Below are 14,220 nucleotides of genomic sequence, written 5' to 3' on the forward strand. Positions count from 1 at the left end.
CAGCTTGATCAAATCCTTTCTGATTGCCCTGGTGTGCCTGGGCGTGTTGTTGGTCGCAGGTACCGGTCTCTGGGGCTGGCAGGGCCTCAAAAGCCTGGATGCCACCCCGCCACTTGATGAGCCTCTCCTGTTTGATGTGCCCTCTGGGACAGCGTTCGTCACTGTGGCCCGCCGCATGGAAGATCAGGGTCTTGTAGAAGACAGTCTGTGGCTGCGGCTCTATGGCCGACTGTTTCCGGAACAGGCTCAGGTAAAAGCCGGAGAGTATGAGTTCACCCCCGGGATGAATACGCTGGACATGCTGGCCATCATGAATCTGGGGCAGACCAAGAGCTGGAGTATCCAGTTCATAGAGGGCTGGCGATTCCGGGACGTCAGGACGGCACTGGCCAGTCACCCGCGTCTGAAAGCTGTAACCTCGGACTGGACTGACGAGAAGATCATGGCCACCCTGGGCGCTGAAGGCAGCCATCCCGAGGGACGTTTTTTCCCGGATACCTATCTTTTCAAGAGCGCGGACACGGATCTGGACCTGCTCAGGCGTGCCCACGAGAGAATGAAGACCGTGCTTGAGGAGGAATGGGAGGCCCGAGCGGATGACCTGCCTTATGAGAGCCCTTATGAAGCGCTGATCATGGCATCCATCGTGGAAAAAGAAACCGGTGCTGCGTTTGAGCGGGAAGACGTTGCCGGTGTATTTGTACGCAGAATGCGCCGGGGCATGCGCCTTCAGACAGACCCGACGGTTATCTACGGCATGGGCGAAAGCTATGAGGGGCGTATTCGCCGGCGCGACCTGCAGACTCCAACTCCTTATAACACCTACCGCATTCCGGGGCTGCCGCCCACACCAATTGCCCTTGCTGGCAGGGAGGCGATCCATGCGGCTCTGAATCCTGCGGAGGGTGACACGCTCTATTTTGTGGCCAGGGGCGATGGCACTCACAAGTTTTCCCGTACCCTTGAAGAGCACCGGAAGGCAGTCCGGGAATACCAGATGAGGCGCCGGTCGGACTACCGTTCAAGCCCGCCTCCTGCGGAAAAGGCAACGGACGAATGACCACAAGAGGGCTGTTTATTACCTTTGAGGGCATTGAAGGTGTGGGAAAGTCCACTCAGATTCGCGCTGCCGCCGCTGCACTTGAAGATCTTGGCATAGATGCTCTGGTCACCCGCGAGCCAGGGGGAACCCCCATGGCGGAGAGTATCCGGGAGGTGCTGCTGGCGCGCAGGGATGAGCCGGTTCACGAAACCACCGAGCTTCTGCTGATGTTTGCCGCCCGGGCGCAGCATCTGGAAATCCTTATCAGGCCCCGGCTGGCAGCAGGGCAGTGGGTGCTCTGTGACCGGTTTACCGACGCCACCTTTGCCTACCAGGGCGGAGGCCGGGGTGTTCCCCGGGAGCGCATCGCCCAGTTGGAGGGCATCGTCCAGGGCGACTTCCGCCCGGATCATGTGATTCTTCTTGATGCGCCGGTGGATGTGGGCATGTCCAGGGCCCGTCACCGCGGCGAACTGGACAGGTTTGAGCAGGAGGCCATGGGCTTTTTCCAGCGCATCCGGGATGCCTACCTCGCGCGGGCACGTCTGGACCCGCAGCGCTATCACATTGTGGATGCAGCTCAATCGCTGGAGGCAGTCAGCGGCGCTGTTGCATCGTTCATGCAGGTACTGGTGCGGGACCGGGGTCAGGGGAGCTGATACTGGTCTGGTGCCGGGCTTCCGTGCAACACCGGTCCGAACCTGCTTTAATGGTGGGATGTAGTCCGTGGAGTGTCTCACCGCACGTTATGTTGAACACACGCATTATAAAGCTGCCTGAATCAGGCGGACACCATCGCCATGAGCATCACCAGCTCGTGATTGGTGTTCGTGGAGAGGCGGAGGTGGTCGTCGACGGCTGTGGCTCACGGCTTGATACCTGGAGCGCATGTCTGGTACCCACGGAAGCTTTCCATGATTATTCCGGCAATGCCCGGAATCATGTGCTTGTGATAGATCTTGATCCCTGTCTTCCCGCATTCACCAACCCCGGTCATGAGGATTATGATCGCATGGCCCCTCTGTTTGAGCGGCCCAGAGCCCTGCGATTTGATAGCCGCCTGCAGAGCCTTGTTCATCTGAGCGCGGGAGAGTTCGCCCTGGCTCCGGAAAATACCGCCATGCATCGCCATCTGGCGGCCGGCATTCTTCACTGCATGTCGGAACGACTGGTGCGCACGCCATCCAGAGCCACTCAAAGCCATTTCAGCCCGGATACCATCCGGCGGTATGTCCTGGAAAACCTCCACCGGAAAATCACGGTAGGAGATCTGGCCGGCGTCGCCTGCCTGAGTGTCAGCCGTTTTCACGACATCTTTCGGACCATGACCGGCACCACACCCCATCAGTACCTGCTTCAGATTCGCCTCGAACAGTCGGTGAAACTGATCATCGACACTTCGCTGACAATCGCTGAGATCAGCCACCGCGCCGGGTTTTCAAGCCAGGCAGCGCTGACCAACGCGCTTCGCAAGCACCGCGGCACCACCCCCTCCGCGTTGCGTTCTGGTAACTGACTGCCTCCGAAGTCATTTTTTCTGCCTGAAATGTCAAAAATCGGAGGAATTTGCAAAAAACAGGAGGTTTTTGTAAGCCAAATTCGCCGAATGCGACTAAGTTTAATACTCAGTGGAAATGCGTACACCCGGCAGAAAGGCCGGAGGACGTGAGTGACTGGTTCAGCCCGGGAATTATGGTCTGGCAACTTGCATTCAGGTCCGCATTGAAACAGCTGCTTCCCGCATCGGGAGGCAGGCAGGAGTTACGACAGCTGTCGGTGGCAATGTGTCACTGTTGTCTCTGGGGATAGAGCAAGTCTGATTCCAGGGCTGGCCGGGGCCTGAACAACAGTCAGGTCATGAGTTGTCTGACGATGAAAAACATATAAAACACTGCAAAAAAAAAGCGCACGGGGAGAATAACAACATGATAGGAAACAATGTTGGGGTAACGATTACGTTCCTCATTTATCTTGTCCTGATGCTGGTCATTGGCTACATCGCCTACAAGCGAACAACCAACCTTTCGGATTACATCCTGGGTGGCAGAAGCCTCGGGCCTCTTCCATCGGCACTGAGTGCCGGCGCTTCCGACATGAGTGGCTGGCTGCTTCTCGGCCTTCCTGGCTATGCCTATGCTGCGGGCTACGAAGCCATCTGGATTGCGGTCGGCCTGCTGGCGGGGACCTGGCTCAACTGGCTGTTTGTCGCCAGAAGACTGAGAACCTACTCTTTTGCCGCCGGCGACTCGCTGACCATGCCGTCCTATTTCGAAAACCGCTTCAACGATACAAGTCGCACCCTGCGGGTGGTTTCCGCATTCTTCATTCTTCTGTTCTTCCTTTTCTATACCAGCTCCGGGCTGGTTGCAGGCGGCAAGCTGTTTGAGACGGTTTTCCAGCTGGACTATGAAGTTGCGGTTATCGTCGGTGCCATAGCCGTTGTGTCCTATACATTCTTCGGTGGTTTTCTTGCAGTGGCCTGGACGGATGTGATCCAGGGTCTGTTGATGTTCGCGGCTCTCCTGCTGGTGCCGATCATGGCGATCAACCAGGCCGGTGGCTGGGCAGAAACCAGAAGCGCGATGGAAGCACTGAATCCTGAGCTGCTTTCTGCGTTTACCACCACAGAAGGAGCTGCCATTGGTGTGATCTCGGTGCTTTCTCTGCTGGGTTGGGGGCTCGGCTACTTCGGTCAGCCCCATATTCTGGCCCGCTTCCAGGCCATTCGCAGTGAAGAAGACGTACCCAATGCCCGTCGCATCGCCGTGATCTGGAGCGCATTTGGCCTTTTCGGGGCGCTTCTCGTCGGCTTCGCTGCCATCGGTTACTTCGAAACCACCCTGCCTGATGGTGAGAAAGCCTTTATCCTGCTTGTTGACGCGCTTTTCCATCCAATTATTGCCGGTATTCTGCTCGCGGCCATTCTCGCGGCCATCATGAGTACTGCGGATTCCCAGCTGCTGGTATCTTCTTCTGCCCTGGCGGAGGACTTTTACAAGGCGCTGTTCCGTAAAGAAGCCTCCCAGACCGAACTGGTGTGGGTTGGCCGTTTTGCGGTGGTTGGCATTGCGATTCTCGCAACGGCCCTGGCTTTCGACCCGGACAGTCAGGTCCTCACCCTGGTGTCCTATGCCTGGGCAGGGTTTGGTGCGGCCTTCGGCCCGGCACTTATACTGTCCCTGTACTGGAAGAAGATGAACAAGGTGGGTGCTGTTGCCGGCATTGTTCTGGGTGGTGCCACTGTCGTCATCTGGGGCAACATGGAAGGCGGTATCTTTGATCTCTATGAAATCATTCCCGGGTTCATTCTTGCGACCATCGCGATCGTGGTCGGATCCCTGGCAACCGGTGAACCGGCCCAGGACGTTCAGGATGGCTTTGAGAGAGCAATGAATCCAAAATGAGATGACCAAAGCAGGTAAAAATACTGCACTTGCAGAAAGGGCGCCTTATCGGCGCCCTTTTTGTGCGCCCGGCACGGGCGGAGCCTGATGGCTCCCCGGTCCCGATTGGCGACCGGTCTGTCAGAGTAGCGATCAGGGTCTCAGCAGTTACTGGGCTCTAGTACATAGGTATAACCTGCCCGCTCAGACGTGGTGATGCCACTGCTAAGGGGCTATTCTTGGGGTGGCTAATTTAATCGGCTCAAAACAAGAAGAGTAAGGAATGACAATCATGGAAAAGAACCGGATTTTCAAATCGGCCATAGGCCTTGCCACAGCGGCAGCAATTTCCTTTGCATCCCCACTGCATGCCGAAGGCAACTACATGATGGGTACGGCCACTACCGGAGGTACCTACTATCCAGTGGGCGTGGCGCTTTCAACTCTGATCAAGGTACGTCTTGAGCCCACCAGCAATATATCCATCTCAGCCATCAGTTCTGCCGGGTCGGGAGAGAACCTAAAGCTGATGGACGAAGATCAGATTCAGTTCGGCATTCTTCAGGGACTTTACGGTGCCTGGGCATGGAATGGCAGCGGCCCAGTGCCAAAAGCCTACAAAAACCTGCGCTCTGTCTCCATGTTATGGCAAAACGTCGAGCATTTCGTAATCCGCAGTTCCCTGGCTGAGTCAGGCACCATTGCGGACATGACCAACCTCTACGGCGAGAGCTTCTCCATTGGTGCCAGAAATTCAGGAACCGAGGGCTCCGGCCGTTTTATCCTTGGTAAGGTTGGGGTTGATCTGGAAAAGGTGGACCTGGCCTATCTCGGTTATGGGCCCAGCGCTGATGCCATGCAGAACGGCAATATTGATGGCATGAATATTCCGGCAGGCGTACCCGCATCAGCGGTAACTCGTGCCTATGCCACAATGGGGGAAGATATAACAACGCTGGACTTCACGGCGGAACAGCTTGCCAGGGTCAATTCCGAGTTCGAGCTCTGGACGCCCTATACCATTCCTCCCGAGACCTACCCCAACCAGGTCAAGGCAATCGATACAATCGCTCAGCCCAATATCCTTTCGGTGAGGGCGGATGTACCAGAGGAAGATGTGTATCAGATCACCAAAACGATCTACGCCAATCTGCCGTTCCTCAACAACATCCACCCGGCCACCAAAGCCATGGCTCTGGACAAGGCGATTGCCGGCCTGCCCATGCCATTACATCCGGGGGCCGCGCGCTTCTATCGGGAGCAGGGGCTTGAAATTCCCGAACGCCTGATCGCGAAATAGCATCCAGAAGCTCTGGAGTATCCGCAGTTCAAGAGGGAACCAGCATGAGCTGGCTCCCTGATGGGGATTAACGTGGGCACATCCAAAAACCAGCCGGACACGGTCGGCGAACCACTGGAAAAAGTCCGGGACGAGGGCGCGACAGGCGACACCTCAAGACTTGAGCATCCCGTTATTGGCCGGGTCATATTTGTCCTGGCTATCGGTATCGCACTGAGTCATCTGTATTTCAATACGGTCTCGGTCATGTCAGAGCTGTGGATTTCAGCGCTGCATTTCGGCATGTTCGGCCTGCTGTGTACCCTGACCATGCCGTTCATATCAGCCCGTTCGCGAGCCGGCCGCCGCCTGGTGTTTGGCGTGGACCTGGCGCTGGGCCTTGCCGCCGTTGGATGTGCCCTTTACCTGCCCGCATTCGAGGACGCCCTTTATGACCGGGGGGTGATCTTCTCCACGGCGGACTGGGTTGTTTCCATTGCGGCGGTGGTACTGATCCTCGAGTTTGCAAGGCGTACCACCGGCTGGTTCATTCCGCTACTGTGCATTGTTGCCCTCACGTATGTCGCATGGTGGGGACAGTACGTTAGCGGGTTGTTCAACTTTCCCGGTCTGAGCTGGGAAACTGTTCTGTTCCGCGCCTACATGGGCGGTCAGGGCATGCTTGGCTCCATCGCCAGGATATCCTGGACCTATGTGTTCATGTTCATTCTTTTCGGGGCCTTCCTGGTCAAGTCTGGCGCTGGCGATTTCATTGTGGACCTGGCACGCTGCGCTGCGGGTCGCTTTGTTGGGGGGCCAGGCTTTGTGGCTGTATTTGCCTCCGGATTGATGGGCTCGGTATCCGGATCCAGCGTAGCCAATACGGTTTCCACTGGTGTCATTACCATTCCGCTGATGAAAAAGGCAGGTTTCCCCGCCCGCTTCGCCGCCGGCGTGGAGGCTGCAGCGTCCACCGGGGGGCAGCTTATGCCACCGGTCATGGGGGCAGGCGCCTTTATTATGGCGTCCTACACCCAGGTGTCGTATCTCACCATTATCAGTGTGGCGGCATTGCCGGCTTTGCTGTACTTCCTTTCGGTCGCGATGTTTGTCCGGATCGAGGCAAAACGCAGCCATGCGGTAAAGCTGGAAGACGATGAGGCCGCCACCCTCAAGGAGGTTCTCAAGGGCGGCTGGCATTACCTGCTGCCCCTCGTGGTTCTGGTCGCAGCACTGATTTACGGCTTCACCCCGACCTATGCAGCTGGTATCGCCATCCTCTCGGTTATCCTGGCCTCGTGGTTCTCCGCCCGACCCATGAAGCTCCGGGATATTCTGGATGCTCTGGCGCTGGGCACCCGGAATATCATGACCACCGCCATTCTTCTGATTACGGTTGGACTGATCGTGATGGTGGTGTCAACCACGGGGCTTGGAAACACCTTCTCCCTGATGGTTACCGACTGGGCGGGAGGCAGCCTGCTCATCACCATGACGCTGGTGGCGCTGGCGTCGCTGATCCTGGGCATGGGGCTGCCGGTTACCGCAGCGTATATCGTGCTGGCCACTCTTTCGGCGCCGGCCATCTACAGCCTGATTGCCCAGAGTCAGCTGGTGGAGCTGCTGACAGCCGGCAACCTCCCCGAGCAGGCCAAAGCCATCTTCATGCTCGCGGCTCCCGACAAGGTAGACCTGCTGAATGCACCAATGGACACTGCAACGGCCCAGCAACTGCTGGCGCTGGTTCCGGATACTTTCAGCACGCAATTGATTGAGCAGGCCCTGTCACCGCACATGATCGCAATGACGCTGGTGGCGGCCCACATGATCATTTTCTGGCTCTCCCAGGATTCCAACGTGACACCGCCGGTCTGCCTGACCGCTTTCGCTGCGGCCGCAATTGCTGGCACGCCCCAGATGCGCACCGGCTTTACCGCCTGGAAGATCGCCAAAGGTCTTTACATTGTTCCGCTGCTATTTGCCTACTCACCACTGATTACTGGTGATTTCGGGGAAATGCTTCGGGTTTTCGCATTTGGCCTGTTTGGCATCTACGCCATTATCGCGGGCCTTGAGGGTTTCCTTGAGCATCCCCTCAACTGGTGGGTGCGGTTGATCATGTTCCCGGTCGGAGCGTTGATGCTCTGGCCTCATGGCACTCTCTGGCTCGATATGTCCGGGCTTGTGATTTTTATTGCACTGCTGATCTGGAGTAGCCGGCGCAGTCAGCCGCCGGAAACTGTTAACGCATGAGTGAGTGCAGGCCATGACTTTGCTGGAGGTGCTGGCGCTATTGGCCCTTGGAGGGCTTTCCGGATTCATCAACGTGCTTTCCGCCGGCGGGTCCATGTTGACGCTCCCCCTGCTGATCTTCCTCGGGCTGCCCCCGCTGGTGGCTAACGGTACCAACAGGGTGGCCATTACACTCCAGAGCATTGCTGCGGTAGGCAGCTTCCACCGCATCGGGCAGGGCAGTCTCGCCGTGAGTCTGCATCTGGCCATGCCCGCCGTCCTTGGCTCGCTGATCGGGGCCTGGATCGCCACCCGGATTTCAAACGAGATGTTTGAGTGGGTACTGATTGCCGCCATGATCAGCGCCTCGGTGTTCATGATACTTCCCCAGCCAAAGCTTGATACGCGACCACTCACCCCTGATCGTCTGAGGCCGGTCATCTACTTTGCCATGTTTGTGATCGGCCTCTATGGTGGATTTATCCAGGTAGGGGTTGGAGCCCTGTTTATCGTGGTGCTTTACCGGATGCTGAAAATTGACCTGCGGCAGGTGAATGTTTTCAAGGTCGCCATCGTCCTTATCTACACGGTTCCGGCGCTGGCGGTGTTCGCGGTCAGTGGCCAGGTGCGCTGGGGCGTGGGATTGCTGCTGGGTCTGGGCACGATCATGGGGGCGCTGCTCGCGGTCAGGGTGAATATGAGCCCCCGGGGTGCCCAGTGGGTTAAGTGGATCACGCTGATCATGGTCGCAGCCATCCTGGTTCGGCTGATCTGGTTTCAGAAATATTGACTCAGAGGAACAGAATTTTGAAAGCAATGGTGATTGAGGAATTTGGCGGCCCGGAAGTGTTCGTTGAACGGGAAGTGGCCACCCCTGAACCGGGGATCAACCAGGTGCGCATCCGGGTGGTGGCGTCCAGTGTCAACCCGATTGAAACCAAGATCCGCGCAGGCCTGGTCAAGACCGGACCTGCCATGCCTGCCATTCTGAATGGCGATGTGTCGGGCGTTGTGGACAGCATCGGCCCCGGAGTCAGTGATTTCAACGTGGGAGATGAAGTGTTTGGCTGCGCTGGCGGTGTGCGTGGCTGGCAGGGCGCTCTGGCGGATTACATGATCGCCGATACCCGGCTGCTGGCCAGGCGGACCCGGAAGATCGGCCTGTCACTGGAAGAGTGTGCGGCGCTGCCGCTGGTATTCATGACAGCCTGGACGGCCCTGGTTGAACGGGCCAGGCTCGGCTCTGGCGAGCATGTGCTGGTTCACGGAGGAGCAGGGGGCGTGGGACATGTTGCTATTCAGATCGCCAGGCATCTGGGCGCAAGAGTGGCGACCACCGTTTCCAGTCAGGAGAAGGCCCGGATTGCAGAGCAGCTGGGTGCTGACGATATTATCTTCTATGGCGACGAGGATGTTCAGTCCTACAAGGACCGGTTGACGCAGGCAAAGGGCTTCGACCTGGTGTTTGACACGGTTGGCGGCGCGAACCTGGACCGCTCCATTGAGGCAACCGCGATCTCCGGCCGTCTGTGTTCCATCAATACCCGTTCTACCCACGACCTGACCCAGATGCATGCCAAAAATCTTACCCTGCATGTGATCTTTCGTTCAGTGCCTCTTCTGTACGGAGTCGGCATGGACGACCAGCCCAGGCTGATGGCAGCGCTGACCGACATGCTGGAAAAAGACGCGGTTTGCCCCCTGCTGGATCCAGAGCGTTTCAGGTTCGTCGACGTTGGGAAGGCTCACGCTTACCTGGAGTCCGGCAGGGCGACAGGAAAACTGCTGTTGCTGCGGTAAAAGCGAGCCACAAAAAAACGCCAGCCCAAAGGCTGGCGTTTTTGCGACCGGTTTTCAGGCCGCTTCTGAACCAGAGATCAACGAAGTTATTCCGCTTCGGCCACTTTGGCTTCCGCTGCACGGCTGGTGTACTTTTCCATGCGATCGAAGTTCAGGTACTTGTAGATGTCCGCGGACATGCTGTTCAGATCCTTCGCGTACTCCATGTATTCCTGCGGGGTAGGCAGTTTGCCCAGTACCGCGCCGACAGCCGCCAGTTCCGCAGAGGTCAGGTACACATTGGCACCATCGCCCAGGCGGTTCGGGAAGTTACGGGTGGAGGTGGACAATACAGTGCTCTTCGCCTCGACCCTTGCCTGGTTACCCATGCACAGGGAGCATCCCGGCATCTCGGTGCGAACACCTGCATCCCCGTAGATCTTGAAGTAGCCCTCTTCCTTCAGCTGGGCTTCATCCATCTTGGTGGGCGGGGACATCCAGAGACGGGTCTTCAGGGGTTCCTTGTTCTGGGCCAGCAGCTTGCCGGCAGCGCGGAAGTGACCGATGTTGGTCATGCAGGAACCGATGAACACTTCGTCCACCTTGTCGCCGGCCACTTCGGACAGGAAGCGGGCGTCGTCCGGGTCGTTCGGGCAGCACACGATGGGCTCTTTGATGTCCGCCAGGTCGATCTCGACTACGTGGGCATACTCGGCGTCTCTGTCAGCACGCATTAGCTTGGGATCTTTCAGCCAGGCTTCCATCTGCCTGGCTCGGCGTTCCAGGGTACGTGGGTCGCCATAACCTTCGGCAATCATCCAGCGCAGCATGGTGATGTTGGAGCGCAGGTATTCGGCAACCGATTCTTCCGACAGGTTGATGGTACAACCGGCGGCAGAACGCTCTGCGGACGCATCAGACAGCTCGAACGCCTGCTCGGCTGTCAGGTGCTCAAGACCTTCAATTTCCAGGATCCGTCCGGAGAATTCGTTGATCTTGCCCTTCTTCTCGACGGTCAGCAGGCCATTCTTGATGCCGTAAAGGGGAATCGCATGAACCAGGTCACGGAGGGTGATGCCTGGCTGCATTTCGCCCTTGAACCGCACCAGTACCGACTCCGGCATGTCCAGCGGCATGACGCCGGTGGCTGCGGCGAAGGCAACCAGACCGGAACCGGCCGGGAAGGAGATGCCCATCGGGAAACGGGTATGGGAGTCACCACCGGTACCGACAGTGTCCGGCAGCAGCATGCGGTTCAGCCAGGAGTGGATGATGCCGTCACCTGGTCGCAGGGAGACACCGCCCCGGGTACGGATAAAGTCCGGCATGGTGTGCTGCATTTCAACGTCAACCGGCTTGGGATAGGCGGCGGTGTGACAGAAAGACTGCATCACCAGATCGGAAGTGAAGCCCAGGCACGCCAGATCTTTCAGTTCATCCCGGGTCATGGGGCCGGTGGTGTCCTGGGAACCCACGGTGGTCATGTGTGGCTCGCAGTAGGTGCCAGGGCGCACGCCCTTGTCTTCCGGAAGACCACAGGCCTTGCCAACCATCTTCTGGCCCAGGGTAAAACCCTTGGTGCCAGCTGCCGGATCTTTCGGCAGACGGAAGATGTCCGTGGCACCCATGCCGAGCACGTCCCGGGCCTTGTTGGTCAGGCCACGGCCGATGATCAGCGGAATGCGGCCCCCGGCCTGCACTTCGTCCAGGATTACGTCTGACTTGAAGCTGAACTCGGAGATCACATCACCGGCTTCGTTCAGTACCTTGCCTTCATAGGGGCGGATCTCGATGATGTCCCCCATGTTCATGTTGTCTACGGGGGCTTCGAATACCAGTGCGCCGGCATCTTCCATGGTGTTGAAGAAGATCGGGGCGACCTTGCTGCCGATACATACGCCACCAGTGCGCTTGTTGGGCACGCCGGGAATGTCTTCACCGAAGAACCAGAGAACGGAGTTGGTGGCTGACTTCCGTGAGGAGCCAGTGCCAACGACATCACCCACAAAGGCAACCGGCAGGCCTTTGGCCTTGAGTTCTTCGATCTGGGTCATAGGGCCGACAACACCCGGCTCATCCGGCTGCAGGCCTTCACGGGGCATCTTGTAGGCAGCGCGGGCATGCAGGGGAATATCCGGCCGGGACCATGCATCAGGAGCCGGGGACAGGTCATCGGTGTTGGTTTCGCCGGTAACCTTGAATACGATCATTTTGGTGCTTTTGGCAACCGGCTTGCGGCCGGTGAACCACTCGGCGTTGGCCCAGGATTCCATGACGCTTTTGGCTACCGCGTTACCGGCTTCCATCTTTTCCTTCACGTCGTTGAAGGCGTCAAACACCAGCAGGGTTTTCTTCAGTTTTTCACCGGCCTGATCCGCCAGCTCCGCATCGTCCAGCATGTCGACGAGAGTCACGATGTTGTAGCCGCCCTGCATCATGCCCAGCAGATCAATCGCTTTTTTCCGGTCCAGCAGGGGAGAAGAGGCCTCGCCAGTGACGATGGCGCTCAGAAAACCGGCCTTTACGTAAGCAGCTTCGTCGACACCGGGCGGAACACGGTTTTCCAGCAGGTCTACCAGGGTGTCTTCCTCGTCCTTCGGCGGGTTCTTCAGGAGTTCGACCAGGGCAGCTGTCTGCTCGGGGTTCAGAGGCTTCGGGGGAATACCCTGGGCCGCACGTTCTGCAACGTGTTCACGATAGGCTTCTAACACGATAAGGACCCTCATCAGTTGGGATGTCCCGCTGGGTCAGCTTCTGCTGGCGGGAGTTTTATTGGCGGAAAAGGCCGCAAGTTGGCGCTGCATTCTATAGGAAACGTCGTCTGAAGTTAAGTTGGCCGAAAGGCTGAGCTGGTTTCCCGCTCGTGTATAATACGCCCGGCTGGTGCCCGAGCGGCACTGGATCAACCCACATGCAGGCAATCAGTAACTCCATGATGCAGACCGATCTGGACACCATTCACGCCTTTTTACCCTGCCGGACTCCGGATGTGTGGATAGAGAACGCGTTGGCCGACCCTCATACCATGCTTGTCGATCACGCTCATTGCGAGAAAAAGGCGGCGTCTACCGCGCTCAGCCTCATGTACCGGTACGTGGACAACCCGGATCTGCTCAATAAAATGTCCCGTCTTGCCCGGGAAGAGCTGCGCCATTTTGAGCAGGTGCTGGGCATCATGAAAAAGCGCGGCATCAGATATGGTCATCTGACTCCCTCCCGTTACGCCGCTGGCCTGCGTCAGGCGGTCCGGCCCCAGGACCCGGGCCGGCTGGTGGATATGCTTATTGTAGGAGCAATCATCGAGGCCAGGTCCTGCGAACGTTTTGCGGCTCTGGCGCCTCATCTGGATGCAACCCTGGCGGCCTTCTATACCGGCTTGCTCAAGTCCGAGGCCAGGCACTATCGCGACTACCTGAGCCTTGCTGAGAAGGCTGCAGGGGCCCCGATTGACGATCGTCTTGCGGTTTTTCTGGCGCTGGAAAAGGACCTGATAGAGCAGCCGGACGCCGAGTTCCGTTTCCACAGCGGCCCTGTAGCCGCGGGGTCAGATCACGCCTGATCTGACCCCTGCCTTACCCCGATGGCAGTTTCCTCAAAGCGCCCGGCAAAGCTCCATCCAGCGGGCAATCCCTGCGCTACGGTACTTCTGTTTGTGAAGGATGAAATAGAACTGGCGGTCAAAACGCCGGTGTTCCGGCACCTTCAGCGGGACAAGGCTGCCGCGCCTGAAGGCATCGGCAAGGCAAACCTGGGAAAGGCAGCCAATACCCAGGTTGGTCTCGACCGCACGTTTTATGGCTTCGGTATGCTCCAGCTCCAGCAGGATCTCTATATCCGGGAGCAGGCCATGCATGCCGCGCTCAAAGGTCTGACGGGTTCCTGAACCAGGTTCCCGCATGATCCAGGTGGTGTTGAGCAGGTCTTCATCGTTCAGCGACCCCTGGCTGGCGAGGGGGTGCTCCGGACTGCAGAACACCACCAACTCGTCCGGACACCAGGGTATGACCTCAAGATCCGGCGACTGCAGTTCGCCCTCGATCAGGCCGATGTCCAGTTCAAAATCATTCACCCGTTTAGCGATGGTGCGGGTGTTGGCCACTTCCAGTGAAACTCTGGCATGGGGCTGACTCTTCATGTATTTCGCCATGACGCCCACAGCAAGATAGTTGCCGATGGTGAGGGTGGCACCAACCTTCAGCGCGCCTGCTTCCGTATGCCTGCTCAGCCCCTGCTCCAGTTCCCTGGCCTGAGCCAGAAGGGCTTCCACCTGGGGGCGGAAAAGCCGGCCAAGCTCGTTTAGCTGCAGTCGTTTGCCCACCCGGTCAAAGAGCTGGATGTTAAACTGGGATTCCAGCTCTTTCAGTGCGCTGCTGGCCGCGGACTGGGACATAGCCAGACTGGAGGCGGCTTTGGTGATGTTCTGGGTCTGGGCTGCTGCGAGGAAAACCTCAAGCTGGCGGAAGGAATAACGCATTATCGATAATTCCGAATAAGGTTATGAAAAT

Annotated in this window: 11 protein-coding genes; 9 read left to right on the forward strand and 2 right to left on the reverse strand. The window is 58.0% G+C overall.

All coding sequences use genetic code 11. The annotated features are described in order from the left end of the window. The first annotated feature begins 4 nt into the window (after nt 1–4). From mltG to LG327_RS11430, 8 genes are all read left to right on the forward strand, one after another. Nucleotides 5–1,060 (forward strand): endolytic transglycosylase MltG, encoded by a 1,056-nt coding sequence (gene mltG, locus LG327_RS11395; protein ID WP_404361928.1) that lies wholly within the window; start codon nt 5–7, stop codon nt 1,058–1,060. Next, complete coding sequence (gene tmk / locus LG327_RS11400) at nt 1,057–1,701, forward strand: dTMP kinase (RefSeq protein WP_404361929.1); 645 nt, start codon at nt 1,057–1,059, stop codon at nt 1,699–1,701. The genes mltG and tmk overlap by 4 nt, the downstream gene beginning before the upstream one ends. A 158-nt stretch (nt 1,702–1,859) precedes the next feature. Then, complete coding sequence (locus LG327_RS11405; protein WP_404361930.1) at nt 1,860–2,558, forward strand: AraC family transcriptional regulator; 699 nt, start codon at nt 1,860–1,862, stop codon at nt 2,556–2,558. Between the two features lie 412 nt (nt 2,559–2,970). Then, nucleotides 2,971–4,446 (forward strand): sodium/proline symporter PutP, encoded by a 1,476-nt coding sequence (putP, locus tag LG327_RS11410; protein WP_404369375.1) that lies wholly within the window; start codon nt 2,971–2,973, stop codon nt 4,444–4,446. Nucleotides 4,447–4,708: 262 nt separating this feature from the next. Further along, complete coding sequence (locus tag LG327_RS11415) at nt 4,709–5,725, forward strand: TAXI family TRAP transporter solute-binding subunit (RefSeq protein ID WP_404361931.1); 1,017 nt, start codon at nt 4,709–4,711, stop codon at nt 5,723–5,725. A 72-nt stretch (nt 5,726–5,797) separates the two neighbouring features. Continuing rightward, entirely contained in the window at nt 5,798–7,957 is a 2,160-nt protein-coding gene (locus tag LG327_RS11420) for a TRAP transporter permease (RefSeq protein ID WP_404361932.1), read from the forward strand. Between the two features lie 13 nt (nt 7,958–7,970). Continuing rightward, on the forward strand, nt 7,971–8,726 hold the full coding sequence (locus LG327_RS11425) for a sulfite exporter TauE/SafE family protein (RefSeq protein WP_404361933.1): 756 nt from the start codon (nt 7,971–7,973) through the stop codon (nt 8,724–8,726). A gap of 26 nt (nt 8,727–8,752) precedes the next feature. Beyond that, a complete protein-coding gene (locus tag LG327_RS11430) occupies nt 8,753–9,736 on the forward strand; it encodes a zinc-binding dehydrogenase (protein WP_404369378.1) in 984 nt (327 codons plus the stop codon). A gap of 86 nt (nt 9,737–9,822) precedes the next feature. Here the strand turns inward: LG327_RS11430 and LG327_RS11435 are convergent, their stop codons facing one another. Further along, nucleotides 9,823–12,426 carry a bifunctional aconitate hydratase 2/2-methylisocitrate dehydratase gene (locus tag LG327_RS11435; protein WP_404361934.1) on the reverse strand — a complete coding sequence of 868 codons (2,604 nt, stop codon included), beginning with the start codon at nt 12,424–12,426 and terminating at the stop codon, nt 9,823–9,825. A 200-nt stretch (nt 12,427–12,626) separates the two neighbouring features. On the opposite strand from LG327_RS11435, the gene LG327_RS11440 reads away from it, so the two are divergent. Continuing rightward, a complete protein-coding gene (locus tag LG327_RS11440; RefSeq protein WP_404361935.1) occupies nt 12,627–13,274 on the forward strand; it encodes a tRNA-(ms[2]io[6]A)-hydroxylase in 648 nt (215 codons plus the stop codon). Between the two features lie 33 nt (nt 13,275–13,307). Here LG327_RS11440 and LG327_RS11445 read toward each other — a convergent pair whose 3' ends face one another. Continuing rightward, nucleotides 13,308–14,189 (reverse strand): LysR family transcriptional regulator, encoded by an 882-nt coding sequence (locus LG327_RS11445; protein WP_404361936.1) that lies wholly within the window; start codon nt 14,187–14,189, stop codon nt 13,308–13,310. Between the last annotated feature and the right edge of the window lie 31 nt (nt 14,190–14,220).

The sequence above is a fragment of the Marinobacter sp. genome (genome assembly GCF_044799475.1).
Lineage (GTDB): Bacteria > Pseudomonadota > Gammaproteobacteria > Pseudomonadales > Oleiphilaceae > Marinobacter.